Raw genomic sequence first — 25,478 nt, forward strand, 5'->3', positions numbered from 1 at the left:
CCGCCCGGAGGAGTGCGGGGCGGGCTCAGCCGGCGGCGCGCAACCACGCCACGGCGCGGTCGCGGTACTTGGCGATGCCCTTGTAGTCGGCCATGTCCTGGGGCAGCTCCTCCAGCACGTCGGCGGCGCGGGTGCGCCAGTGCTCGACGCGCGCGACCTCCTCCAGCGGGAGCATGTAGCTGCGGATCAGGAACATGACGGCGCCGGACTCGGGCAGCCGGATGAGGTGCTGCACCTCGGTGCGCAGGTGCACCAGGGCACCGAAGGCGGTGTCGTCGAGCAGCTGGATGCTCTCCCGGTCGGGGCCCCACTGGTCGTAGAGCTCGGTGGAGACGTCCAGGCGGCGGCCGATCGTGAGCGTCCAGTTCGTGCGTCGGTACACCTCGCCCGGCTGGAGCCGGGTGAGGAACGCCTGGGCGCGGGTGATGACGCCCTCGGCGTGCAGCCGCGGGACGGGTCCGTGGATCTCGAGGAAGCTCATGCCGACGTCGAACCCGAAGGACCAGTCGGCGGCGAAGGTGACGACGCCGGCGTCGCCGAACAGCTCGCCCTCGCGCTGGTCGAGCAGCACCACGTCCTCCTGGACCTGCTGCCCGATCCAGGCCAGCGGCTCCGCGGGGAGGGTCGACTCCAGCCCGTAGGTGAACGCGGTGTCGATCCCGAGCACGTCGTTGCGCCACCGGTAGCGGGGCCGGCTGCCGGTCTCGAGCAGCGTGAGCTCCATCGTGGCGGGGTTGGCGGCCGCCAGCTCGCGCATGAGGCAGAGCATCGCGTCCCAGCAGGCGACCCGCATGTGCGGCAGGACGGCGTGGCGAGACGGGTCCCGCTCCAGGATCTCGGCCCGCTCGGCCAGCTCGGCGGTGTACTCGACGTCCACGTCGACCACGCAGTCGCCCCACTGCCCGGCCGGCGTGACGACGGCGCTGCCGGCAGGCTCCACGTTGGTGGAGTACCGGTAGGTCGGGTTCGGGAAGGGGAACGGGAAGCCGGCGACCAGCGCCGCCCGGCGCTCGGGGTCGGCGGTGGTGAGGTCGAGGCCGTCGGTGGTCAGGCCGGTGCGGGGCAGGCTGGTGGTGGTCACAGGGTCACCTCGAGGTGGGCGGGTCGGTCGTCGGTGGGCAGGGCGCGCGAGACGCAGGCCATCAGGCAGTCGTTCGCAGCCTTGTCCTCGTCGGTGAGGTAGAGGTCGCGGTGCAGGACCGGGGTGCTTCCGGACGCCACGGGCACCCGGCACTCGCCGCACACGCCCTGGCGGCACAGGTTGGGCACCTCGTGCCCGGCCTCCTCGAGCGCCTCCAGCAGGCTGACGCCGGAGGGCACCTCGATCTCCTCCCCCGCGACGCCGACGGTGAACGGCGCGCCCGGGTCGAGGTCGGCGGCGCCGAACGCCTCCGCGTGCACGCGCTCGGCGGGCCAGCCCGCGGCGGCGGCCTCGAGGTGGACGAGGTCCATGAACCCGGTCGGCCCGCAGGTGTAGAGATGGGTGCCGAGCGGCTGGTCCCGCACGCGCTCGGCGAGCAGGGCGGCGAAGGTCGCGCGGTCGTGGACGACGGTGGCGGCGCCGCCGGTCAGTGCGACGACCTCGTCCACGTGGGCGCCCTCGCCCTCGCGGCAGACGTGGAGGAGCTCGACGTCGGCGTCCCACCGCACGTGGCTGCGCAGGTGGGAGAGCAGCGGCGTGATCCCGATGCCCGCGCCCACGAGCAGGTGCTTGGTGGCGTGCCGGACGGGGGCGAACAGGTTGCGCGGCGGCAGCGCCTCGACCTTGTCGCCGACGGCGAGCGTGTGCACCCAGGCCGAACCACCGGCAGCACCGTCGGCGGGGTCGCAGCGCAGCACCGAGATGCGGTACTCGGTCGGCTCGACCGTCTCGCCGGTCAGCGAGTAGGCGTTGGCCAGGGCCCGCTCGCGGCCGTCGCCGACGGGCACGTCGAGCACCAGGTGCGAGCCCGGGGCGTAGGAGGGCAGGGAGCCGCCGTCGATCGGCGCGAGGACGACCTCGCGGATCGAGGGGGTCAGCGCGGTGAGACCAGTGACGACCAGGGCGATGCGCTCGGCGCTCATGCCGTCACCCCCGCCGGCAGGGTCTCCGCGTCCACCTGGAAGCCGAGGTGCGCTCCGGTGCGGCGCGAGACGTGCGGGTAGACGACGAGGTCCTTGCGGCAGGACGGGCAGGTGACGACGTCCTCGAGGCCGGCCTCGGCGATCGTGGTGGCCGAGCAGTGCACGCACCACACGGCGCGGGTGGCGACCGAGGTGACGCCGACGGTGAGCTCGGAGTCCATCAGCGACGAGCCGAGCGCGGCGGCGCGGACGGCCAGGCAGTCGGTGGCGGACCCGGCGACGAGGACGCGGTGGCCGACCCGGGCACCCGCGAGGTCGGTCCGCATCGCGGCGATCGCGCCGGCGACGTCCTCGCTGGTGTGGACCTGGACCGGGGCGCCGACGGGCAGGGTGGGCAGCCAGGCGTCGACGATCGCGGCCGCGCCGGTGGCGTCGCTGCCCGTGCCGACCGCCAGCACTGTGAAGGCGGTGCCGGTGGCGTCCGGGGACTCGACCACGGGCTCGCGCGTCCACGGCGGGACGGAGGTGTAGTGCGGTGGGGCGGGGGTGCTCACGCGAGCTCCTTCTCCGAGGCGGTGCGGTCCGGGTCGGTGCGGTCGGGCGCGGTGAGCCAGGCCATCGCCGGCTCCCGGTAGTCGAGGAACCCCTTGTAGGCGGCGAGGTCCTCGGGCAGCTCCAGGACGACCTGCGCGAGCTGGCGGCGCCAGGCGGGGATCTGCCGGATCTCCTCGAGCGAGGTCATGTGGGTGCGGATGTTGAAGGTGACGGCACCCGTCATGGGCAGGCGGATGAAGTGCTCGACCTCGATCCGCAGCTGCAGTCGGGCCCAGTCCTCGTCGCGCACCAGCGCGGGGATGTCGGTGCCCCACTCCGGCAGCTCCTCGAGGCTGACGTCGAGCTTGCGCGAGCCGGACGCCGACAGCGTCCAGTTCACGCGGCGGTAGACCTGGTCCGCGGGCAGCCGGCGCAGGAACTGCTCGGCGCGGGAGGTGACGCCCTCGCGGGTCAGCCGGGGCACCGGGTTGTGGATCTCGGTCATCGTCATGCCGACGTCGAAGGAGACCGACCAGGCGGCCGCGAACGTCACCAGCCCGGCGTCGAAGCACAGGTGCCCGTCGCGCTCCTTGACGAGCAGCAGGTCGTCGGGGATCTCGCGACCGAGGAACGTCATCGGGTCGTACGGCAGCGTGCTCGCGTCGCCGACGACGAAGCGCTGGTCGGTGCCGAGCGCGTGGTTGCGCCAGTGGAAGACGTCGCCGTGCTCGCTCAGCTCCATCACGTGCGGGTAGGAGATCGCCAGGTCGCGCAGGTAGTAGACGAGCAGGTCCCAGCACGCCGGCCCCATGCCGGGCATGAGGCGGACGCGGTGCGGGTCCGCGTCCAGGATGCGCCGGCGATCGGCCATGATCGCGCCGTACTCCTCGCCACCGAGGTCGACGATGGTGCCGCCCCAGCTGCCGGCGGCGGTCTGCCGCACGAGCCGGGCGGGCTCCACGTTGACGGAGTACCGGAAGGCCTCGAGGTCGTCGGGGAACGGCCAGGGCAGCCGCGCGGTGTGCCCGCGGACGGGGAACGCCGCCGGGGTCTCGGGGGCCAGCGGGTTCTCGGGAGCCAGCGTCATCAGACCTCCACCTCGATCACGCCGCCCTCGCAGGCGGCCCGGGACACGCACGAGAGCAGCACGTCGCCGGCCTCGCGCTCGGCGTCGGAGAGGACGAGGTCGCGGTGCTCGACCTCGCCGGACCGGACGGGCACCACGCACTCGCCGCACACGCCCTGACGGCAGAGGTTGGGCACCGGACGACCAGCGGCCAGCAGCGCCTCGAGCAGGCTCGTGCCGGGCGGGACCTCGAGGCTCGTGCCGTCCGCGAGGACGGCGGAGAAGAGGACGCCCGGGTCCAGCTCGGGCGCGGCGAACCGCTCCAGGTGCACGCGGGACGCCGGCCAGCAGGCCCGCTCGGCGGCGGCCTCGTACGCCTCCAGGAACGACGGCGGACCGCAGGCGTAGGCGTGCGTGCCGAGCGGCTGGTCGGCGAGGCGCTCGGCCAGCAGGGCGGCGCTGGCCTCGCGGCCGACGACCTCGTGCAGCGTGATGCCCGGCTGCTCGGCCAGCGCGCGCAGCTCCTCGAGGTGGGCGCCGCGGCCGGGCCGGTAGGAGTAGAGGATCTCCGCGGAGCCGCCCCACCGGGCGACGGCGCGGGCGTGGGAGAGCACCGGGGTGACGCCGATGCCGGCCGCCACCAGCAGCGTGTGCCGCTGGTCGTGGCGCGGGGCGAAGGAGGAGCGCGGCCCCTCGACCTCGACCAGGTCGCCGACGGCCAACGCGTGCACGCGGGCGGAGCCGCCCGCGCCGCCGTCCTCGGGACGCTGGAGCAGCACCGAGATCTCGTAGGTGCGCGGCACGACCCCGTCGCCGGTGAGCGAGTAGGCGTTGCGCTGCTTCTCGCCGGCCGCGTCCGTGCCGACGGTGAGCACCAGGTGCGCGCCCGGCTCGTACGGCGTCAGCGGGACGCCGGCGGGGTCGACGAGCGTCACGTGCACCACGTCCTCGGCGACCGGCGCCACGGCCGCGACGCGCAGCGCGCGGGCCTGCGTGCGGTAGCCCGGGTGCAGGTGCGCCGGGTAGCGCTCGAGCGTGGCGCTCACGCCAGGTCCCGGGCGCGGGCGTCGGAGGCGAGGAAGGCGCCCAGGGCCGCGGAGTGGTGCGGGTGCACCTCGAGGTGGCGCGCGCAGCCGGGGCAGGCGACCTCGCCGCCGGGCTCGACGATCATCCGACGGGTCGCGCGGCAGTGCGCGCAGAAGACCGGCAACGGGCCGGTCCCGTCGTAGGCGTCCACCGCGAAGCAGCGCAGCTCGTCGGGGCCGGCCCCGGCGGCGCGGGCCGCGGACAGTGTCACGAGGACGTCGTGCCGGTCACCGGCCACGAGGACGCGGGCACCGGTGCGGAGCGAGGCGAGGGCCTCGTCCAGCACCTCGCGGCCGGCGACGGGGCCCTGCGGCAGCGCGAGCACGCGGACGGGCGCGGCCGCCGTGGCCTGCGCGGCCCAGCCGGCGGCCACGTCCGCGGTGCGCGGGTCGCTGCCGCAGGCCACCACGAGGTGCACGGTGGCGTGGGCGTCCAGCGGCTCCGGCTCCCGCAGCCAGCGGGGCACGCCGAGCGGCGGCTCGGCCACGGGGGCGGCCTCGGCGCCGGCCTCGATGACCGGGGCGTCGTCCACGAGCGTCATGGTCGGCTCCTGACCTGGTCGGGGTTCAGGTCAGAGCAGGGTGGAGTCGCGGTCGCCGACGTAGAAGGCGAGGGCGTAGGAGGGCGTGGAGAAGGCGATCCTGGAGCCCTTGGGGAAGAAGATCGCGTCGCGGGCCTTGGCGACCATCTCCTGACCGGTGTCGACGTTGCGCAGGAGGAACTCGCCCTCGACGACGATCTTCATCTCGTCGTAGCCGTAGTCGTAGACGAGCGGCTCGTCGGTGTGGTGCAGCTCGAAGTAGCCGCTGCACATGCGGCTGCCCTTGGGGTTCTCGTAGACGTCCCCGATGTAGCCCTTGTTGTCCGGGTGCTCCTCCATGAAGGGGAGGCCCTTCCAGGCGTCGGTGGTGACGCGGAACGGGGTGGTGCCGGTGCTCGCCTCGGTGGTGGCCTCGGTGGTCATGACTGGCTCCTGCTCCTCGGGCGGGCCCCGGGAGGTGGGGCCGCGGTGGCTGTGGAGCCATTCGATCCACGCCAGGTTTCCGGCGACCACCACCGCGTGTAAACGTCACATCACAGCAGACGCTGTTTCATCAGAGGAAACGCAGGCAGGGGGATCTCAGGACACCGGCGCCGCGCCCTCGGCGCCCGTCATGCCGTCCGTCACCGCCCCCTCAAACTGGCTGCGGTAGAGCCGGGCGTAGGCGCCGTCGGCGGCCACCAGCTCCTCGTGGGTGCCCTGCTCGACGATGTCGCCGTGCTCCATCACCAGGATGAGGTCGGCGTCGCGGATCGTCGAGAGCCGGTGCGCGATCACGAAGCTGGTGCGATCGGCACGCAACGCGGTCATCGCCTGCTGGAGCAGGAGCTCGGTGCGGGTGTCGACCGAGCTCGTCGCCTCGTCCAGGATCAGCAGCGCGGGGTCGGTGAGGAACGCGCGGGCGATCGTGACCAGCTGTCGCTCGCCGGCCGAGAGGCTGCCGCCGTTCTCGGTGACGACGGTGTCGTAGCCGTCGGGCAGCGCATGGACGAACCGGTCGACGAACGTCGCGCGTGCGGCCTCGAGCACCTGCTCCTCGGTGGCGCCCGGCCGCCCGTAGGCGATGTTGTCGCGGATCGTGCCCTCGAAGAGCCAGGTGTCCTGGAGCACCATGCCGATGCGCGAGCGCAGGTCGCGGCGCGGCACCGCGGCGACGTCCACGCCGTCGAGGGTGATCCGACCGGACCCGAGGTCGTAGAAGCGCATGACGAGGTTGACCAGCGTCGTCTTGCCGGCGCCGGTGGGGCCGACGATGGCGACCGTCTGGCCGGGGCGGGCGACGAGCGAGAGGTCGCGGACGAGCTCGCGGTCGGGCTCGTAGGAGAACCGCACGTGCTCGAAGCGAACCTCGCCGTGGGTGACGTCGCGCTCAGGCAGCGTCTCGTCGGTGCGCTCGGCGCTCTGCTCCTGCGCGTCCAGCAGCTCGAAGACCCGCTCGGCGCTGGCGACGCCGGACTGCAGCAGGTTGGCCATCGAGGCCACCGTGGTCAGCGGCTGGGAGAACTGGCGCGTGTACTGCACGAACGCCTGCACCTCGCCCAGGGTGAGCGCGCCGGAGGAGACGCGCAGCGCCCCGACGACCGCGACCACGACGTAGTTGAGGTTGCCGACGAACATCATCGTGGGCATCACCAGGCCCGAGATGAACTGCGCACGGAAGGAGACGTCGAACAGGCCGTCGTTGAGCTCGCCGAAGCGCTGCTCGACCTCCTTGGTCCGCCCGAAGACCTTGACCAGCGCCTGGCCCGAGAAGGCCTCCTCGACGTGGGCGTTGAGCTCGCCGGTGCGCGCCCACTGGGCCGAGAACTGCGTCTTCGAGCGCTTCATGATGACGCGGGTCAGCGCCAGCGAGACCGGCACGGAGACGAACGCGACCAGCGCCAGCAGCGGGCTGATCCACAGCATCATCGCCAGCACCGCGAGGAGCATGAGCAGGCTCTGGAGCAGCTGGCTCATCGTCTGCTGCAGCGTGGTGGAGACGTTGTCGATGTCGTTGGTGACCCGGGAGAGGATCTCGCCGCGTGCCGAACGGTCGACGTAGGACAGCGGCAGCCGGTGCAGCTTCTCCTCCACGTCCGCGCGCAGGGTGCGGATGGTGCGCTGCACGACGCCGTTGAGCACGAACCCGGCCAGCCACGAGAACAGCGAGCCGACGAGGTAGACGCCCAGCACCAGCAACAGCCACTCCCCCACGGCGCCGAAGTCGACGCCCTGGCCCGGCACGACGCCCTGGCCCTGGACGGCCTCGGGCAGAGCGCTGTCGGGCGTGCCGGCGGGGTACATGGCGCCGACGAAGCCGCGGAAGACGAGGTCGGTGGCGTGACCGAGCAGCCGCGGCCCGACGCTCATCAGCCCCACCGACACCGCGACCAGCACGACCACGCCGAGGGTCGCGGTGCGCTCGGGCCGCAGGCGGGCCAGCAGGCGGCGGGCGGACGGGCCGAAGGACTGCGCCTTGCCGCCCATGCCCATGCCGCCACCGGGACCCATCGGGCCGCCGCGCCCGCCGCCGGGCGGGCCCATGCGGACGGTGGCCTGGGCGGACGCCGGGCGGGCGGGCTGCTGGGTGCTCACGCTGCCTCCTGGGCGCTGCGCTGGGAGGAGACGATCTCCTGGTAGGTCTCGCAGGTCGCCACGAGCTCGTCGTGGGTGCCGCGTCCGACCACCCGACCGTGCTCGAGGACGACGATCACGTCGGCGTCGCGGATCGTGGAGACCCGCTGGGCGACCACGAGGACGAGCGCGTCGGTGGTGACCGGCCTCAGCGCGGCGCGCAGGCGGGCGTCGGTGGCGAGGTCGAGCGCGGAGAAGGAGTCGTCGAACAGGTAGACCGCGGGCCTGCGGACGACGGCCCGGGCGATCGCCAGCCGCTGCCGCTGACCGCCGGAGAAGTCGGTGCCGCCCTGGGTGACGGGCGCGTCGAGACCCTCGGGCAGCGCGGCCACGAAGTCGCGGGCCTGGGCGACCTCGAGGGCGGCCCACATCTCCTCCTCGGTCGCGTCGGGCTTGCCGTGGGCGAGGTTGGAGCGGACGGTGCCGGAGAAGAGGTAGGCCTGCTGCGGCACCAGGCCGAGCTCGGCCCACAGGGCCTCGGGGTCGAGGTCGCGGACGTCGACCCCGCCGACCCGCACGACTCCGCCGGTGGCGTCGAAGAGCCGCGGGACGAGGTTGAGCAACGTCGTCTTGCCGGCACCGGTCGACCCGATGACGGCGACGGTCTGCCCGGGGCGCCCGACCAGGTCGACCTCGTGCAGGACGGGCTCGTCGGCACCGGGGTAGCCGAACGTGACGGCCTCGAGGTCGACGTGGCCGCGCCTGCTCACGTCGGGCACCGTGGGTGCCGCCGGAGGACGCACGGAGGACTCGGTGGCCAGCACCTCGCTGATCCGGTCGGCGCACACGGCCGACCGCGGGATCTGCATGAAGAGGAACGTCGCCATCATGACGCTCATGAGGATCTGCATGAGGTAGGAGAGGAACGCGGTGAGGGCGCCGATCTCGGTCTCCCCCGCGTCCACCCGCAGGCCGCCGAACCAGATGACGGCGACGCTGGAGACGTTGACGACCACCATGGCGAGCGGGAAGAGCGTGGCCATCCAGCGGCCCGCCCGGATCGCGACGTCGGTGAGCGCGTCGTTGGCCACCTCGAACCGCTCGACCTCGCGGGGCTCGCGGACGAACGCCCGGACGACGCGGATGCCGCTGATCTGCTCGCGCAGCACCCGGTTCACCTTGTCGATGCGAACCTGCATCGCCCGGAAGCTCGGGACCATCCGGGAGATGACGAAGCCGACCGAGGCGAACAGGGCCGGCACGACGACCACGAGGATCCAGCCGAGGCCGAGGTCCTCGCGCAGCGCCATGACGATGCCGCCGACCATCATGATCGGGCTGGTGATGGCGATGGTCGCGCCCATCACCACGAGCATCTGCACCTGCTGCACGTCGTTGGTGGTGCGGGTCAGCAGGGAGGGCGCGCCGAAGCGTCCGAGCTCCTGGGCCGAGAAGGCCTGGACCCGGGCGAACTGCGCGCGGCGCAGGTCGCGACCCAGGGCCATCGCGGTGCGGGCACCCAGGTAGGCGGCCCCGATCGAGCAGACGATCTGCAGCACCGAGACGGCGAGCATGACGCCGCCGAGGCGCCAGATCGTGGCGGTCTGACCCAGGACGATGCCCTCGTCGATGATCCGGGCGTTGAGGCTGGGCTGGTAGAGCATCGCCAGCACGCCGACCAGCTGGAGCACGGCGACTCCGGCCAGCCACGCACGGTAGGGCGCGAGGTGCTCGCGCAGCAGTCGGACCAGCATCAGGGCATCTCCTGGGTGGGGGCGCCGGCGAGACAGCCGTGCAGCACGGTGTCGACGATCTGCTCGGGCGTGAGGAGGCGACCGTCGGCGATGAGGGCGTGGCTGCCGGCGAACGTCAGCAGCATGAGGCGGTGGACGAGGTCGTCGACCTCGACGGCCAGCGCGGCGGCGTCGGGCCCCACGAGGTCGGCGACGAGGCCGTTGCGCTCGTCGACCCACCGACGTGCGCCGTCCGTGTCGCGCATGGGCGGCTTGACCATGCCGACCTTCTGCATGAGGAAGAAGGTGGCCCGGTAGCGCTGCTGCAGGATGGAGACGGCGATGACGAGGCGGTCGCGCAGTGGCTGCTCGCGGTCGATCTCGGCGAGCCGCTCGGGCAGGGCGCCGGGCTCGAAGGCCTTGGCGATCGCGAGGTCGACGAGCTCCTCCTTGGAGTCGACGACGCGGAAGATCGTGCCCTCCGCGACGCCGGCGGCCTCGGCGATCTGCTTGGTGGTCACCGCGCGGCCGTGCTCGCGCAGGAGCCGCAGCGTGGCGGTGACGAGGGCGGCCTTCCGCTCCTCCGGCGCCATGGGTCGGGCGCGACGACGTGTCTCGGTCACCCGTCGAGAGTAGATGAGTGAGCGCTCACTCAGCAAGGAGTGAGTGAGGGCTCACTCAGTGATCAGGGTGCCAGGCGCTCCGTGCGCCACGCGCCGCCCTCGCGGCGGTAGACGAGCCGGTCGTGCAGCCGGGAGGGCCGCCCCTGCCAGAACTCCACGACGTCCGGGCGCACGAGGTAGCCGCCCCAGGACGCCGGCGGCGGCACGTCCTGGTCGGCGAACCGCTCCTCGGCGTCGGCGTAGGAGCGCTCGAGCTCGGCCCGGTCGGCCACGACGCTGGACTGGCGGCTGGCGTGGGCGCCCAGCTGGGAGCCGCGCGGGCGCACGGCGAAGTAGTCCTCCACCTCGGCGCGGGGCAGCGGCTCGGCGACGCCCTCGAACCGGACGTTGCGCTCCAGGTCGTGCCAGGGGAACAGCAGGGCCACGTGCGGGTTCGCGGCCAGCTCCTCGCCCTTGCGCGAGGCGTGGTTGGTGAAGAACACGAGCCCGCCCTCGCGGCGCTCCTTGAGCAGCACGGTGCGGGCGGACGGTCGCCCGCCGGCGTCCACCGTGGCGACGACCATGGCGTTGGGCTCCCCCAGCCCCGCCTCGAGCGCCTCGGCGAACCAGCGGTCGAAGAGGTCCAGCGGGTCCGGGGTCAGCTCGGACTCGTCGAGCCCGCGGGCCGCGTAGTCGTGCCGCAGGGAGCGCAGGTCCAGGTGCTGCTCGTTCACCCCTCCACGCTAGCCCTCGGAGGTCGAGGACGGCTCACTCCCACGGCCGGGACCCGGGGCCCTGGCGGACGTGGCGGGCGTCACTGTCATGATGCGCAGGACCGCACGTTCGACGAAGGAGTCGCCATGTCCGACATGCCGCAGGTGATGCACGGTCTCGAGGGAGTGATCGCGTTCGAGACGCAGATCGCCGAGCCGGACAAGGAGGGCTCGGCGCTGCGCTACCGCGGCGTCGACATCGAGGACCTCGTCGGTCGCGTGCCGTTCGAGCACATCTGGGGCCTGCTGGTCGACGGCTCGTTCACCCCGGGCCTGCCCGCGGCCGAGGCCGCCACGCTGCCGGTGCACACCGGCGACGTCCGGGTCGACGTGCAGGCTGCGATCGCCATGCTCGCGCCGCAGCTGGGCCTGGGCCAGACGTACGACATCAGCCCCGAGCAGACCCGCGAGGACCTCTCGCGCGCCGCCGTCATGGTGCTCTCCTACGCGGGCCAGTCCGCCCGCGGCGTGGGGCTGCCCGTGGTGCCTCAGCACGTGGTGGACGAGGGCACGACCCTGGCCGAGAAGTTCCTGCTCCGCTGGCGCGGCGAGATCGACCCCAAGCACGCCAAGGCGATCGACGCCTACTGGTCGAGCGCCGCCGAGCACGGCATGAACGCCTCCACCTTCACCGCCCGCGTCATCACCTCCACCGGCGCGGACGTGGCGGCAGCGCTCTCCGGCGCCGTCGGCGCGATGAGCGGCCCGCTGCACGGCGGCGCCCCTTCCCGCGTGCTCGGGATGATCGCGGACGTGGAGAAGTCGGGCGACGCCCGGGCCTACGTGAAGGGCATCCTCGACCGGGGCGAGCGGCTCATGGGTTTCGGCCACCGTGTCTACCGCGCCGAGGACCCGCGCGCCCGGGTGCTGCGCCGGACCGCGCGTGAGCTGGACGCCCCGCGGTACCAGGTCGCCGAGGCGCTGGAGCAGGCCGCCCTGGCCGAGCTGCGCGAGCGCCGCCCCGACCGGGTGCTGGAGACCAACGTGGAGTTCTGGGCCGCCATCGTGCTCGACTTCGCCCAGGTGCCCGCGCCGATGTTCACCTCGATGTTCACCTGCGCCCGCACCGGTGGCTGGTCGGCGCACATCCTCGAGCAGCGGACCACCGGGCGACTGATCCGGCCCTCCGCCGTCTACACCGGCCCCGCCGCGCGCGGCCCGGAGACCATCGAGGGCTGGGACGCCGCCTGGGGCTGAGCCGTCCTCGGCTCGCCGGGATCGTGACACGTTCGGACGCCCCACGGGGCTGATCTGCTGTCCGAACGTGCCACGACTCGTTCTCCACAGGCAGCCATGGCCCTCCGGTGGGCGACGTCGCCACGGGGCAGAAACACCCTGTGAGCATGTTCCAGCCACCACGACCGTGGCCGTCGCACGCCGTCGTGCAGCCCTGCCGGGTCGACCCAGCAGGGCTCGCCGGCCCCACCAAGGCGCAAGCGGCTGGTCGAGGCTGGCGTCGTGCCGGGCCTGGCCTGCACCTGCCGGCCGACACGCCCGAGACCCCGGCGCAGCGCATCGTCGACGTCGCCGCCCGGGCCCCGCACGGCATCCTCACCGGGTGGGCCGCCCTCCACGTCCTGGGGTCGGCGTTCCACGACGGAAAGGACCTCCATGGACGCCGACTACCGGTGCCCCTGATCTGCGTCGACGGTCACCGCCCCCGACAGGGGCAGGACGTGCTCCCCCTCCGGCACGCCGTCGCACCGAGCGAGGTGCTGACGGTGCACGGGCTCCGGGTGACCCACCCCGCCCGGGCTCTCCTGGACGAAGCGCGCCTGGTCCCGGACGTCCGGGAGCTCGTGGTGGGCGTGGACATGGCCCTCGCCGCCGGGGTCGTCCACCTCGCTGCCGTCGAGCGACGGGCGCTCGAAGCCCTGGGACCGGGCCCCGATCCGGGCCGCCGTCGCCTCCGCACGGCGGTGGCGCTCGCGGTGGAGGACTCGTGGTCCCCCGGCGAGACCCGCATGCGACTGGTCTGGGAGGTGGAGGCCGCCCTCCCACGCCCGCTGCGCAACCGCAGGATCGTGGACACGTCGGGTCGGGCGGTGGCCGTGGTCGACCTGCTCGACCCTCGGTCGGGCGCCGTGGGCGAGTACGACGGAGGTGAGCACCGCACGCCGGCGCGGCAGCGGCGGGACGTCCTCCGCGCCGACTCGCTCGCCAGGCTGGGGCTTCCGTCGGTCACCGCGGTGGCGGCCGACGTGCGGACACCGGTCGCCCGACGCCTGCTCGCCTCCCGCATCCTCGCCGCCGTGGCCCGCGGGCCCGGCCAGGAGGTCGTCGCCTCCTGCCACACGGGGCCGGGACGCCCCCGCTGGACCCCCGTCGCCCCCACGACGACGGGGTCGTGACACGTCTGGACGGTGAATCGAGCTGATCGACCGTCCGAACGTGTCACGACCCCGTCGGTGGAGAAGTGGGGCTCAGCCCTTCTTCGCGCGGGCGTCCGCCAGGGAGCCGATGCGCTTGACATAGAAGCTGGTGTTGCCGCGGGCGGCCTTCCACGACAGCGAGACGTGCACGTGGTCGCGGTGGCGCAGGGTGGCCGAGCACTTCTTCAGGTAGGCCTTCTTGCGCTCGGGGCAGGCCGAGTTCTGGTACCAGCGGGGCTCGAAGCCGCCGGAGGCGCTGTAGATGTGGTCGTCCCAGATGAAGTACATGATCCCCATGCGGCGGGCGAGGGCGTCGGCGTTGCCGCGGGGGTCCTTCTTGGTGAGGGCGCGGATGAACCGCTTGGCCTTGCGAGCGCCGGAGGTGGTGCGGGCATCGACCATCCAGTCGTAGGCGCGCCCCTCCTGGTGCTCGGAGTAGACGTCCTTGTCGCGCTTGCAGTCGCGCGAGATGCCTCCGGCGACGCCGCCGTAGTGCTTGACCGTCCAGGTCAGGGCGAACGTCGTGCCGCGCTTGGCCTTCGGCTTGCACTCGTCGGCGCCGTCGTAGCGGGCGTAGCCCTCGACCGGGGCGGCCGAGGCGGCCGGGGCGAGCACGAGCGTGCCGAGCACGAGGGCCAGTGCTGCGAGGAGCGCCGGCAGCAGGGCCCGCGCGGGCGCGGACGAGGGGGCAGGGGTGCGGTGGTGCATGGGGGTGTTCCTCCCGAGAACAGGTGCGTCGGCTCCGTCAGCCGGACTGGACCAGGCTAGGAAGCACGTTCGGGAACCGTCCCGGCTTTCTGAGGACTCGGGGTGAAGAACCCGTGCGGAACGCTCAGCCGGGAGTGGTCTCCAGGCCCACCGGCTGGTTCACGGTCAGCACCTCGAAGCGCCGGGTGCCGTCCGCGAGCGGCTCGCTGAGCAGCCCGTCCAGGCGCACGGGCACCCGCTCGACCAGCCCGTCCGGCCAGGCCTGCACGGCGTCCGCGTCGGCCACGAACCAGACCCAGCCCTGCCGGGCCCGGGCGTGGACGTCCAGCACCTCCCAGCCGAGGACCCAGGGCTCCTCGAGCACCTCCTCGAGGAACACGGCCACCTCGGGGCCGCCGCGGGCCTCCTCCCCGCCGGCGTCGCCGAAGACCGCGGCGTCGTCGGTGAAGCAGGCCATCGCGGCCGCCAGGTCGCGGCGCACCAGCGCCGCGGACAGGCGCCGGGTCGCCTCACGCACGGCCGTCTCGGGAGTCACGCCCCCTCAACGACACGGACGCGCCCGCGTCACGGACCGGTGCGGTCGGGACCCGGGCGGAGGCGAGGCCCCCTCAGCGGAAGACGCGGTCGACGCTGGTGAACGCACCGAGGTCGTGGTCGGCCTTGAAGTGCTCGTGGTCGGCCTTCACCCGGGCCAGGGCGGCCTCGGACCACGCCAGCAGGTCGGAGACGAACAGCTCCTCCGGCTCGATCGCCTCCAGCACGTCCGGCTCCACGTCGTGGTCGACCAGGCCCGCCTCGTCCGAGAGGGCGTGGCTCTGCGCCAGGGACGCCCCGCAGGTGCGGGCGTACTTGCGCCACTCCTTCTTGGAGAGGTCGTCGAGGTCGATGTCGCCGCGGTAGGGCGCGCGCTCGCGGACCATGAAGGACTTGCCGTCGAGCTCGATGGCGCCGTAGAAGCGGTCGCCGCGCACGAGGTGGACGCCCTGGGCGTGCGTGATGCGCTCGGCGCTGCCGTCCATGACGTACTCGGACGGCGGCGCGAGACCGGCCAGCGCCGAGCGGCGGGCCTGCTTGAACTCGATGATGAGGTCGTCGCTGCCGTCCGCGGCCGGGCCCTCGAGCAGCAGGTAGTAGCGCGGCAGGCCGAGGGAGGCGGTGCCCTGGCCGAGCCGCTGGCAGACGTCCTTCACCTTCAGCGCACCGGTCTCGCCGGAGAGCGCGCGGTCGGGCAGCTCGATGTCGTTGTCGGCGATGAACTGCTCGAAAAGGGCCTGGAACTCCTCGGTGCGCGAGGAGATCGGCACGTGCTCGTCGTCCGCGCGGAAGCGGCGGCGCTGCTCGTCGTGGTACTTGCGCGCCAGCCAGGCGTCGCGGCCCTCCTCGGTCTTGTCCTCGATGAGCTGCCGGATGACCTTGGGCGCGTTGTCCTGCCGCATCTGCCCCTGCTGCTCGGTGGCGTCGGTGGCGTAGCGGCGCATCGCGTCGACGTAGCCGCGGACGAACTCCTCGGCGACCCGGCGCTGCTTGTCCGCGTCCATGCCGCCCTCGGCCTCGGCGGCGATCATGAACCCGACCGCGCCACGCTTGAGGTCCCAGGTGAAGGGGGCGTAGAAGGCCTCGTCGAAGTCGTTGACCCCGAAGATCGGCACGTCGTCGGCGCTCGGCATGACGCCGAAGTTCTCGGGGTGGACGTCGCCGAGGGTGAGCACCGTCGGCATGAGCGCGTCCTCGCCGGCGAGGTCGCGGTAGAACAGCAGCGAGGTGCCCCGGAAGAAGCTGAAGACCGAGTCGTGCAGCTTGGCGAACTTCTCGCGGGCGTCGCTGTTGGGGCGGGCGATGCGGGTCTCGTGGTCCTCGCGGATCGTCTGGCGCACGTGGATGCGGCGCTCGTGGCCCGTCAGGTGACGCGGCAGGAAGACCATCTCACCGCGGGCCCGGGCGCGCGAGAGGTCGCGGAACGCCTCCACGCGGGACGCGGTGTCCGGCTTCGCCTCGGGCGTCACCACCGGCGCCTCGTCCGTGGGGTCGAGGTCGGAGTCGGTGTCCGCGTCACCCTCCTTGGCGGCCGCCGCGCGCATGTCCAGCGCCTCGGCGAGCTCCTTCTTGGACATCGAGTTGCGGCCGCTGATGTCGGCCTCGCGGGCCTGGTCCATCAGCTCGGCGCGGGTGTGGGCCTCGGGGTCGGTCTTCTCGGTCACATGGACAGCGGTACCCCCCGTCTCACCCGGAGGAACCCACCCCGGCGGGTAGGCAGGGCTCCCTGACTGCCACCTCAGCCCAGGCGCTTGCCCCGGTACACGCTCAGCGGGTCGTCGGCGTAGTGGCCGTACCCCGGCACGGGTGACCAGCCCGCGGAGTCGTAGAGCGCCACGGCCTCGGGCTGCTTCTGGCCGGTCTCCAGCACCATCGCCCGGACGCCGGCGGCGCCGGCGTCCTGCTCGAGGGTGGCGAGCACCCGGCGGGCCAGCCCCCGGCGCTGGGCGCGCGGGGCGACGTACATCCGCTTGACCTCCGCGACGTCGAGCCCGGCGAACCCGGCCCTCGCGGCCACGTCCGGCTGACGACGCCAGGCACCGGTGGCGACCGGGTCGCCGCCGAGGTAACCGACCAGGAACGAGCCGGTCGGCGGGACGAACATCGCCGGGTCGAGCGGCGTGGCGTCGGGGCCGCCGTAGCGCTCGACGTAGACGGCCTGCACCTCCTCGACCAGGCGCACCGCGTCCGGGTGGCCGTAGCCGACGCGGACGAGCACGAAGCCGTCGTCCCAGGTGGCGACGGTGTGCTCACGCGGGAAGGGGGTGCTGGTCACGACCCGATCATGACCGCCCGGCGCCGACGCGCGACACCCGGGTCAGGCCAGCGAGGTGCCGCAGGAGTCGCAGAACCGCGCTGCCTCGTCGTTGCGGGTGCCGCACTGGCGGCAGTACGGGCCGGTCGCCGACTCCTGCCGCTGGTCGACGTCCTGCCCGATGCCGAGCACGCCGCGTCCGTCGCTGAGGTAGGCGGCCGACTGCTTGACCGTCGGCATGGTCTCGCCGGCGACGTAGCGGGACTGCGCGCCCAGCGTCCCGAAGCTGAGGGCCGCGAGCCCGCCGATCGTCATGAACCCGCCGACGGCCAGGAGCCCCATCGCCGCGAAGCCACCCGGCGGGGTGAACCCCTCGTCGGCCTCGTCCACGAAGCCACCCTCGCTCCACTCCATGGACGGCTGCGCGCTCGTCATCCCGTTGGCGTCCGCCACGAAGCCCCACAGGCCGAGCCCGGCGACGCACAGGCCGACGACGAGCAGCAGCCCACCGACGACCCGCAAGGTCGTGCGCGTGCGGCCGGTCTGCGGCAGGGGGTGAGCGGTGCGGGTCATCGGGTCTCCTCGTCCTGGGGTGACGTCAACCTACCCCTGCGCGGGGCGGCCCACCCTCTGGGCCTCGCACGACCCGCGGGCCGGGCGGCTGGGATGATCGTCCTGCCCCACTGACGCGCGAGCCCGCACGAGAGGTTGCCCCGTGACCGTGCCCGATCTTCGGATCCCCACCGACCTGCTGCCCACCGACGGGCGGTTCGGCTCCGGTCCGTCCAAGATCCCGACGAGCCGCCTGCAGGCGCTCGCCGACACGGGCACCTCCCTCATGGGCACCTCGCACCGCCAGGCGCCGGTGAAGAACCTCGTCCGCCGCGTGCGCGAGGGCCTCACCGACCTGTTCGACCTGCCCGACGGCTACCAGGTGGTGCTCGGCAACGGCGGGTCCACCGCGTTCTGGGACGTCGCCACGCACGGCCTCGTCGAGACCCGCAGCCAGCACTGCACCTACGGCGAGTTCACCTCCAAGTTCGCCAAGGCGGCACAGATGGCGCCGTGGCTGGCGGAGCCGTCCCTGCGCAGGGCCGAGCCCGGCTCCCTGGCGACGCCGGTCGCCGAGACCGGCGTCGACGCCTACGCCTGGGCGCACAACGAGACCTCGACGGGCGTCATGGCCCCCGTCGTCCGGCCCGCGGGGGCGGACGACGACGCGCTGGTGCTCATCGACGCCACCTCCGGCGGCGGCGGGCTCCCGGTCGACATCTCCGCGACCGACGTCTACTACTTCGCGCCGCAGAAGGGCTTCAGCTCGGACGGCGGCCTGTGGATCGGCCTCTTCTCGCCCCGTGCCCTGGAGCGGGCGGCCCGGATCGCGGCGACCGACCGGCACGTGCCTGCGTTCTTCGACCTGCCGACGGCCATCTCGAACTCGGCCAAGGACCAGACCTACAACACCCCGGCCGTCTCCACGCTCTTCCTGCTCGCCGAGCAGCTGGACTGGATGAACGGCCACGGCGGCCTGGCCGGCATGGTCGAGCGGACCACCGCGTCGTCCTCGACGCTCTACTCGTGGGCCGAGGACCACGAGCGGCTCAGCCCGTTCGTCACCGACCCGGCGCACCGCTCGCTGGTCGTCGGCACGCTCGACCTGGCCGAGGGCCTCGACTTCGAGGACGTCCTCACCGTGCTGCGGGCCAACGGCGTCGTCGACTGCGACCCGTACCGCAAGCTCGGCCGCAACCAGCTGCGCGTGGCGATGTTCCCCTCCGTCGACCCGGCCGACGTCGCCGCGCTCACCCGCACGCTGGACTGGGTGCTCGAGCGGCTCTGACGCCACCTGGGTGGTCGAGCAGCACAGGTCGAGACGCCGGTCAGGACGCCAGCGCCAGCTGCTCGGGCCCACCGAGCAGCTCGAGCGTCGCCTTCTCCAGCGCGGCCTGCCGGTCGTCCGGCGTGAGGTGGTCGAGGTCGGCGGTGGTGAGGATCGTCCGGCCCTCCTCGTAGGCGTGCACGACGCGGGGGTCGACGTAGGAGGTCCGCGCGAGGGTCGGGGTGTTGCCGAGGAAGCCTGAGACGTCCTTCATCGCGGCGCTCACCGCGCGCTTGCGCGAGGCCGCGGTGGCACCCAGTTCGCCGTTCCCCGCCGCGTCCGCCAACCTGCTCGCGGCGAGCACGGTGGCGTGCCAGGTGCGGAAGTCCTTCGCGGAGGCGTGCAGACCCGTGGTCTCGCGGACGTAGGTGTTGACCAGGTCGGGCAGCAGCCCGTGCCAGCGGCGGCGCTCGGTGTAGGCGAGCAGCCGGGGGTCCTCGGCCGCCCGCCGGCGTCGCATCACGCCGAGCGCCTCGATCACGCCGACGTCGTCGATGACGATGCGGTGCTCGACGCCGGACTTGCCGATGAAGTGGAACTCCAGTCCCTCGCCCTTGCGACGCACGTGCCGGCGCTCCAGCGTGGTGAGTCCGAACGAGCCGTGGGCGTCGGCGTAGACGTCGTTGCCGATCCGGAAGCACCCCAGGTCGAGCAGGCGGACGGCGGCGGCGCAGCTGCGCTCCAGGGGCATCCCGCTGCCGCCCAGGTCGGTGAGCACCTGGGTGCGGGCCGAGGCGAGCGCGGCGCCGAACGTCAGCACCCGCTCGAACTTCTCCTCGTCGCGCTTGCGTCGCCACTCCGGGTGGTAGAGGTACTGGCGACGACCGGCCGCGTCGGTTCCGACCGCCTGCAGATGGCCGTGGGCGTGCGGGGTGATCCACACCTCCGCCCAGGCCGGCGGGATCACCAGCGCCTCGCACCGGTCACGGGCCTCGCCGGACAGCCGGCGGCCGTCGGCGTCCAGGTAGGTCCAGCCCTTGCCGGACCGGCGACGGGTCCAGCCCGGCTGGTCGGGAGAGGTCCGGCGCAGGCGCATGTCGCGAGGCTAGGCAGCCTCCGGGCCCGGGCGTCCCACCCCGGCGGGCTCGCCCGGACGGGTGCGGAGGTCTCGACGTGCGCTCGCAGGCTCGCTGCTCGACCACCGGGGCCTGGTCTCGCGAGGGTCGCAGCACGACCACCGGATGCGGTCGGGTGCGGCGATCTCGAGGCTCCTCGCCGGCGCTCGTCGCACCTCGATCACCGCAGGCGGCGGAGGCGGCGGAGGCGGCGCAGCAGGCCGCGGAGGCCCAGCACCGCGAGGCCGGCCAGCAGGAGCGCGGCAAGGGAGGTCAGGCCGGCGAGGATCCAGCTCGGCACGGTGTCGGGGACGGCGCGGGCCGGGTCCGCGGCGACCTCCGGGTCGAAGGCGTCGGGGTCGGGCAGGTCGCCGGGCTCCGCCTCGTCCGCGTCCGACCCGCCGGCGGTGCCGTCCCCCTCGTCCCCCCGCAGGATCGCCCGCACCCGCACGGGCGTCGCGACCCGCAGGACCTCGGTGCCGCGGCCCTCGGTGGAGACCAGGAGCCGGCCGCGGCGGTCGACCGCGATGCCCTCGCCCTGCTGCTGGTCGGGCATCGCCACCTCCGCCACCCGCCGCAGCGAGGGCCAGGCGTAGACGACGGAGGAGAAGTAGCCGCGCACCACCACGGAGCGTCCGTCGAGGCCGAAGGAGCCGTCGGTGGCGATGGGCAGCACCGGTCCGACCCGGGTCAGCTCGTTGGGACCGTCCGGGTCGAGGGTGGCGGGGGCGGCGTAGACCGACCCGCCGAGCAGCTCCTTGGAGACCACGAACAGCCGCCCCGTCCGCGGGTGGCGCAGCAGCGTCTCGGCGTCGCGCGCGCCGTCGGGGTAGACGAGGTCGTAGACCGTGGGCGAGACCGTGCGGTCACCCGCCCCCACCGGCACCCGCGCGACCTGGATCGAGTCGCGCACGGCGTTGTTGTCGCCGATGTCGCCGACCCACACGTGACCCCGCCCGGCCGGGGCCAGCGCCTCGACGTCGGTGGGGTCGTCGCTCCAGGTGGTGACACCGACCGTCTCCCCGGCGTCCTCGCCCCGGGCGGCCACGGTGAAGACCTGGCCGGAGTCCCCGGAGTCGTTGGTGGTGACCAGGTACCGGCCCGTGTCGACCAGGCCGGAGGACTCGATGATCCGCGGGTCGTCCCAGACCAGGACGACGCTCCCGCTGCCGTCGCCGGCGGCCCCGGCAGGCGGGGCCCCGGCCAGGCTGACGGGCAGGGCGAGGACCAGCCCCAGCAGCACGCACAGGCCCCCACGCAGGACGGCGGCGAAGAACGGCGCCGACACCCCGGACGCTGCCCGCCGGCCGGGCCCGCGACCGGGCCCGCGACCGGGCATCAGGTGCCCGCCGGCGTCCGACCCAGCAGCTCGGACAGCCGCGGGGTGATGCCCCACTCCCCCACGAGCTCGTCGTACTCCTTGACCACGCCGCCGCCCTTGACGGGCGCACCGGTGCGGACGGCGCGCAGCAGCGTGTTGCGCGGGGTGTGCTCGGACTCGACGAACTCCACGACGTCGACCCGGTAGCCCTCGATCCGCAGCAGCGAGGCGCGCAGCGCGTCGGTGAGGGTGTCGGCGAACCGCTCGCGCAGGATGCCGTGCCGGGTGAGCATCGCGTACGGGCCGGGCGTGCGGGCCTTGCGCAGCTGCGCCGCCACGTCGTGGTGGCAGCACGGGGCCGCGAGCACCACGGGCGCACCCCAGGACACGGCCCGCGAGAGCGCGTCGTCGGTGGCGGTGTCGCAGGCGTGCAGGGCGAGGACGACCTCGGGGGCCGGGTCGAGCGCGACGCCCTCGATCGAGCCGACCACGAACGACGCCTCGCCCTCGGGGATGCCCAGGCTGCGGGCCACCTCGCTGTTGTGGTCGGCGGACTGCTGCTTCACGTCCGCGCCCACCACGTGCACGGGCAGGCCGCGGACGTGGGTGAGGAACCGGTGCGCGGCGAAGGTGAGGTAGGCGTTGCCGCAGCCGAGGTCGACGATGCGCAGCGGGTCCTCGGGGGTCGGCGTGCGCAGGTGCTTCTTCTCCAGCGCCTCGCTGATCGTCGCGTCCAGCAGCCGCAGGAACTCCTCGACCTGCCGCAGCTTCGCGCGTCGGGTGGGCTTCACCCGCCCCTGCGCGTCGGTGATCCCGAGCGCGGCGAAGACGGGGTCGGACTCCTCCAGCAGCCGCTTCTTCTCCTGGTCGTGGCCGCGGTCGGGCTCGACCGCCTCGGTCCGCTCCGCCGAGTGCACCAGGGCCTCGCCCTTCTTCGTCACCCGCAGCTGGTGGCTGTGGGTGGTGGTCTCCACGTGCCAGTTGCCGAAGGGCTCGTCGAGCAGGTCGTCGAGGGCGTCCCGCGCGTCGGTGGACACCTCGCCGGCCGCGGAGCGCAGCAGGTGGTTGCTCGTGTGGGCCTGCCGGTCGTCGTAGGCGGTCACCTGGAGGTGCCGGCCGGCCTTGAGGTCGACGTAGCGCAGCTCGACGCGGCGCCAGCGGGGCACGTCGGAGCGACGCTTGCCGGACGCGACGGCGCGGACCAGCCGCTCGTCGGAGAGCAGGTCCTCGCGCAGCCGGTTCAGCGCGCGCAGCAGGGGCTCGGCCACGGTGCGGTTCCTCTCCGCTCGGCTCCGGGCACAGGCCCGTGGTGGTCGGTGCGACGGTACGTCGCACCGGCGGTCAGTTCACGATCGCCGCGACGAGCACCACCAGGAGCAGGGCGGCCAGCGCCGCCGGGATGACCCAGCGGCGGTACTTGGGGTTGTCCACGAACCTCATCGCGCCGCCCCGTCCGCCGCCGTGCGGGAGGGCAGCCGGGAGGCCAGCAGCTCGGCGAGGTGCAGCGCCCGCACGTCGGCGAGGTCGTCGAGCTGGACCTTGCAGGACATGCCGTCGGCGAGCACCACGGCCTCGGGGTGCGAGCGGACGGCGGGGAGCAGGTTGGTCTCCGCGACGGCCACCGATACCTCGTAGTGGCCCTCCTCCATGCCGAAGTTGCCGGCCAGGCCGCAGCAGCCGGAGACCTGCGTGACCTCGGCCCCGAGCCGCTCCAGCAGCGCGCGGTCGCGGCGCCAGCCGATGATCGCGTGGTGGTGGCAGTGCGGCTGCGCGACGACCTGCACGCCGGTGAGGTCGGGCAGGCCGAGGTCGCGGCCGTCGGCCTCGAGCCGCTCCACCAGCTCGGCGAAGGAGAGCACCCCGGCGGCGACGGTCCCGGCGCGCGGGTCCTCGGTCAGCTCCACTGCGTCCGAGCGGAGCGTCGCCAGGCACGAGGGCTCGAGCGCGACCACCGGGACGCCGGAGGAGACGTAGCGCTCCAGCGTCTCGACGGTGGAGGCGATGATCTTCTGCGCCGTGGTGAGCTGGCCGGTGGTGATCCAGGTGAGGCCGCAGCAGGCCCGCTCGTCGATCACCTTGACCCGCAGCCCGGCCGCCTCGAGCACGGCGATGGCCGCGTGCGCGGAGCCCGTCTGGAAGTGGTCGGTGAAGGAGTCGGCCCACACCCACACGTCGGGCACGCGTGCGTCGGCGGCCCGCGGCCCGCGGCGCTCGCCGGCGCGCACCGTGGTGGTGGCGAACGAGGGGATGGAGCGGCGCTGGTCGACGCCCGCGACCTTCTTGGCGACCTTGGCCAGCGGCCCCACCTTCAGGGAGGCGTTGGCCAGCCCGGCGACGGGCGCGACCAGGCGCGACCACAGCGGCAGCCGCCCGAGGGTCAGGTGGCTCATCGGCCTCCGCTCGGTGGCGCCCTCGCCGTCGTAGCGCTGGTGCAGCGCCTCGGACTTGTAGGTCGCCATGTCGACACCGGTCGGGCAGTCGCTCGCGCAGCCCTTGCAGGCCAGGCACAGGTCGAGCGCCTCGCCCACGGCCGGGTCGGAGAGCCCGTGCACGAGGGTGCCGTCGAGGGCCTCCTGGAGCACGCGGGAGCGACCGCGGGTGGAGTCCTTCTCGTCCCGGGTGGCCTGCCAGGAGGGGCACATGACCCCGCCCTTGGAGTCGGGTGCGACGCACTTGCCGACGCCGGTGCAGCGGTGCACGGCCTCGCCCATCGAGCCGCCGTCGTGGACGAAGCGGAGCAGCGGGCGCGGGGCGTGCACCGGCCGGGCCGGGCGCAGGTCGGCGTCCAGCGGCGCGGGGTCGACCAGGACGCCGGGGTTGAGCACGTTCTCGGGGTCCAGGGCGTGCTTGACGGCACCGAAGAGCCGCAGCGACTCCGCGTCGTACATCAGCGGCAGCAGCTCCGAGCGGGCGCGGCCGTCGCCGTGCTCGCCGGACAGCGACCCGCCGTGCTTGCCGAGCGTGGTGGCGCAGTCGAGGAGGAACTCCCGGAAGCGGCGCGGCCCGGCGGCGGGGTCGGTGTCGCGGTCGGAGAAGTCGAAGTCGATGCGCACGTGCACGCAGCCGTCGCCGAAGTGCCCGTAGGGGACGCCGTGCAGGTCGTGGGCCTCGAGCAGGGAGTCGAACTCGCGCAGCCAGGTGCCCAGCTTCTCCGGCGGCACCGCCGCGTCCTCCCAGCCGGAGAGCGCGCGCCGCTCCAGCGAGCGCGCGGCCAGGCCGGCGCCGTCCTCGCGGATGCGCCACAGGGCCGCGGCCTCCGCGTCGTCGGTGACCAGGCGGTGGCCCAGGGCGTCGGAGGCGGCGACCAGGGCGGACTCCAGGGACGGGTCGGTGAACTCCACGAAGAGCCAGCCGCCGCCGCGGGGCAGGTCGGGCACGTGCGAGCCGCCGGCGCGCACGAGGTCGACGATCCGGGCGTCCAGGCCCTCGCAGGCGGTGAGGCCGTGGTCGGCGGTGGAGCGACCGCCGACGGCGTCGGTGCTGGCGCCCGCGGCGCGCAGCAGCGCGGGGACGGCGTCGGCCGCCTCGGTCATCGAGGCGTAGCCGAAGACCAGCAGCCGGCGGGTGACCCGGTCGTCGACCAGGCGGACGGTCGCGCCGAGCACCACGCCGAGCGTGCCCTCGGAGCCGACGAGGAACTTCGCCACGTCGCGGCCGTTCTCGGGCAGCAGGTGCTCCAGCGAGTAGCCGCTGACCTGGCGGGTGAAGCGTCCGAACGAGGTGCGGACGTGGCCCAGCGAGGCGTCCACGATGCCGGCGAGCGCGTCGGCGCCCGCGCCCGTGCCGCCGGTCCACACCTCGCCGGTGCCGAAGGCGACGTCCATCGCGGTGACGTTGTCGGCGGTGCGGCCGTAGCCCAGGGCCCGGGAGCCGCACGCGTTGTTGCCGATCATCCCGCCGATGGTGCAGCGGGGGTGGGTCGAGGGGTCGGGGCCGAAGCGCAGCCCGTGCGGAGCCGCCGCGCGCTGGAGGACGGCGTGGGCGGTGCCCGGCTCCACGACGGCGGTGCGGGACTCGGGGTCGACCGCGAGCACCCGGTTGAGGTACTTGGCGGTGTCCACCACGATGCCGGGGCCGACGGCGTTGCCGGCGATCGAGGTGCCGGCGCCGCGCATCGTCAGGGGCACGCCGGTCTCCCGGGCGACGCTCAGCGCGCCCAGCAGCTCGTCGCGGTGCCGGGGGCGCACGACCACCTGCGGCGGCACCCGGTACAGCGAGGCGTCGCTCGAGTAGAGCGCCCGGGCGAGCGGGGAGTCGTCGACGTCGTCCAGGCCCGCGCCGCGCAGCGACGCGACGAGGTCGGGCGCCGCAGGAGCGGCCGCGGCGGGGCCGGGGGTGGTCCGGGGAGCGGGAGCAGCAGACGACACTCCCCCATTGTCGCGCGCGCCCCGGCAGGCGGTCAC

Annotated in this window: 23 protein-coding genes; 3 read left to right on the forward strand and 20 right to left on the reverse strand. The window is 73.7% G+C overall.

Features of this window, described 5'->3' with window-relative positions; all coding sequences use genetic code 11:
• Window positions 1–25: 25 nt before the first annotated feature.
• From M8330_RS10705 to pdxH, 11 genes are all read right to left on the reverse strand, one after another.
• Complete coding sequence (locus tag M8330_RS10705; protein WP_250827314.1) at window positions 26–1,081, reverse strand: heme-dependent oxidative N-demethylase family protein; 1,056 nt, start codon at window positions 1,079–1,081, stop codon at window positions 26–28.
• Complete coding sequence (locus tag M8330_RS10710) at window positions 1,078–2,064, reverse strand: PDR/VanB family oxidoreductase (protein WP_250827315.1); 987 nt, start codon at window positions 2,062–2,064, stop codon at window positions 1,078–1,080. Before M8330_RS10710 ends, M8330_RS10705 begins: the two co-directional genes overlap by 4 nt.
• Window positions 2,061–2,618, reverse strand: a complete 558-nt coding sequence (locus tag M8330_RS22445; protein WP_250827316.1) for a dimethylamine monooxygenase subunit DmmA family protein — start codon at window positions 2,616–2,618, stop codon at window positions 2,061–2,063. Before M8330_RS22445 ends, M8330_RS10710 begins: the two co-directional genes overlap by 4 nt.
• A complete protein-coding gene (locus M8330_RS10720) occupies window positions 2,615–3,685 on the reverse strand; it encodes a heme-dependent oxidative N-demethylase family protein (RefSeq protein ID WP_250052316.1) in 1,071 nt (356 codons plus the stop codon). Before M8330_RS10720 ends, M8330_RS22445 begins: the two co-directional genes overlap by 4 nt.
• Window positions 3,685–4,710 (reverse strand): PDR/VanB family oxidoreductase, encoded by a 1,026-nt coding sequence (locus M8330_RS10725; RefSeq protein ID WP_250827317.1) that lies wholly within the window; start codon window positions 4,708–4,710, stop codon window positions 3,685–3,687. The genes M8330_RS10720 and M8330_RS10725 overlap by 1 nt, the downstream gene beginning before the upstream one ends.
• Window positions 4,707–5,291, reverse strand: a complete 585-nt coding sequence (locus M8330_RS10730; protein ID WP_250827318.1) for a dimethylamine monooxygenase subunit DmmA family protein — start codon at window positions 5,289–5,291, stop codon at window positions 4,707–4,709. Before M8330_RS10730 ends, M8330_RS10725 begins: the two co-directional genes overlap by 4 nt.
• A 30-nt stretch (window positions 5,292–5,321) precedes the next feature.
• Window positions 5,322–5,714: a cupin domain-containing protein gene (locus tag M8330_RS10735; RefSeq protein ID WP_250827319.1), complete on the reverse strand. Its 393-nt coding sequence runs from the start codon at window positions 5,712–5,714 to the stop codon at window positions 5,322–5,324.
• A gap of 156 nt (window positions 5,715–5,870) precedes the next feature.
• A complete protein-coding gene (locus M8330_RS10740) occupies window positions 5,871–7,814 on the reverse strand; it encodes an ABC transporter ATP-binding protein (RefSeq protein WP_372490200.1) in 1,944 nt (647 codons plus the stop codon).
• 47 nt (window positions 7,815–7,861) lie between these two features.
• Window positions 7,862–9,598, reverse strand: a complete 1,737-nt coding sequence (locus M8330_RS10745; RefSeq protein ID WP_250827320.1) for an ABC transporter ATP-binding protein — start codon at window positions 9,596–9,598, stop codon at window positions 7,862–7,864.
• Window positions 9,598–10,200 (reverse strand): TetR/AcrR family transcriptional regulator, encoded by a 603-nt coding sequence (locus M8330_RS10750; protein WP_250827321.1) that lies wholly within the window; start codon window positions 10,198–10,200, stop codon window positions 9,598–9,600. The genes M8330_RS10745 and M8330_RS10750 overlap by 1 nt, the downstream gene beginning before the upstream one ends.
• 62 nt (window positions 10,201–10,262) lie before the next feature.
• On the reverse strand, window positions 10,263–10,913 hold the full coding sequence (gene pdxH, locus M8330_RS10755) for a pyridoxamine 5'-phosphate oxidase (protein WP_250827322.1): 651 nt from the start codon (window positions 10,911–10,913) through the stop codon (window positions 10,263–10,265).
• Window positions 10,914–11,048: 135 nt separating this feature from the next.
• Between pdxH and M8330_RS10760 the strand changes: the two genes are divergently transcribed.
• Together M8330_RS10760 and M8330_RS10765 are read left to right on the forward strand one after the other, a co-directional pair.
• The gene (locus tag M8330_RS10760; RefSeq protein ID WP_250827434.1) at window positions 11,049–12,149 is read left to right on the forward strand and encodes a citrate synthase 2; all 1,101 of its coding nucleotides are present in this window, start codon (window positions 11,049–11,051) and stop codon (window positions 12,147–12,149) included.
• Window positions 12,150–12,295: 146 nt separating this feature from the next.
• Window positions 12,296–13,303, forward strand: coding sequence for a hypothetical protein (locus tag M8330_RS10765; protein WP_250827323.1), 1,008 nt, complete (start codon window positions 12,296–12,298; stop codon window positions 13,301–13,303).
• Window positions 13,304–13,375: 72 nt separating this feature from the next.
• Here the strand turns inward: M8330_RS10765 and M8330_RS10770 are convergent, their stop codons facing one another.
• The 5 genes from M8330_RS10770 to M8330_RS10790 form a co-directional block, all read right to left on the reverse strand.
• Window positions 13,376–14,032 carry a VldE C-terminal domain-containing protein gene (locus tag M8330_RS10770; protein WP_250827324.1) on the reverse strand — a complete coding sequence of 219 codons (657 nt, stop codon included), beginning with the start codon at window positions 14,030–14,032 and terminating at the stop codon, window positions 13,376–13,378.
• Between the two features lie 124 nt (window positions 14,033–14,156).
• Window positions 14,157–14,567 carry a YybH family protein gene (locus tag M8330_RS10775; protein ID WP_250052305.1) on the reverse strand — a complete coding sequence of 137 codons (411 nt, stop codon included), beginning with the start codon at window positions 14,565–14,567 and terminating at the stop codon, window positions 14,157–14,159.
• 73 nt (window positions 14,568–14,640) lie between these two features.
• Window positions 14,641–16,230 (reverse strand): DUF2252 domain-containing protein, encoded by a 1,590-nt coding sequence (locus tag M8330_RS10780; protein ID WP_250827325.1) that lies wholly within the window; start codon window positions 16,228–16,230, stop codon window positions 14,641–14,643.
• 74 nt (window positions 16,231–16,304) lie between these two features.
• Entirely contained in the window at window positions 16,305–16,841 is a 537-nt protein-coding gene (locus M8330_RS10785; RefSeq protein WP_250827326.1) for a GNAT family N-acetyltransferase, read from the reverse strand.
• Between the two features lie 42 nt (window positions 16,842–16,883).
• Window positions 16,884–17,393 (reverse strand): zinc ribbon domain-containing protein, encoded by a 510-nt coding sequence (locus tag M8330_RS10790; protein ID WP_250827327.1) that lies wholly within the window; start codon window positions 17,391–17,393, stop codon window positions 16,884–16,886.
• Between the two features lie 148 nt (window positions 17,394–17,541).
• On the opposite strand from M8330_RS10790, the gene serC reads away from it, so the two are divergent.
• On the forward strand, window positions 17,542–18,660 hold the full coding sequence (gene serC / locus M8330_RS10795) for a phosphoserine transaminase (protein ID WP_250827328.1): 1,119 nt from the start codon (window positions 17,542–17,544) through the stop codon (window positions 18,658–18,660).
• A gap of 40 nt (window positions 18,661–18,700) precedes the next feature.
• Here the strand turns inward: serC and M8330_RS10800 are convergent, their stop codons facing one another.
• The 4 genes from M8330_RS10800 to M8330_RS10815 all read right to left on the reverse strand — a co-directional run bounded on the left by M8330_RS10800 (window position 18,701) and on the right by M8330_RS10815 (window position 25,442).
• Entirely contained in the window at window positions 18,701–19,735 is a 1,035-nt protein-coding gene (locus tag M8330_RS10800; protein ID WP_250827329.1) for a DNA topoisomerase IB, read from the reverse strand.
• A 200-nt stretch (window positions 19,736–19,935) separates the two neighbouring features.
• Window positions 19,936–21,042 (reverse strand): hypothetical protein, encoded by a 1,107-nt coding sequence (locus M8330_RS10805; protein ID WP_250827330.1) that lies wholly within the window; start codon window positions 21,040–21,042, stop codon window positions 19,936–19,938.
• A gap of 50 nt (window positions 21,043–21,092) precedes the next feature.
• A complete protein-coding gene (locus tag M8330_RS10810; RefSeq protein WP_250827331.1) occupies window positions 21,093–22,343 on the reverse strand; it encodes a class I SAM-dependent methyltransferase in 1,251 nt (416 codons plus the stop codon).
• A gap of 168 nt (window positions 22,344–22,511) precedes the next feature.
• A complete protein-coding gene (locus M8330_RS10815; protein ID WP_250827332.1) occupies window positions 22,512–25,442 on the reverse strand; it encodes an FAD-binding and (Fe-S)-binding domain-containing protein in 2,931 nt (976 codons plus the stop codon).
• Between the last annotated feature and the right edge of the window lie 36 nt (window positions 25,443–25,478).

This window comes from Nocardioides bruguierae, assembly GCF_023656415.1.
In the GTDB taxonomy this organism is placed as follows: domain Bacteria; phylum Actinomycetota; class Actinomycetes; order Propionibacteriales; family Nocardioidaceae; genus Nocardioides; species Nocardioides bruguierae.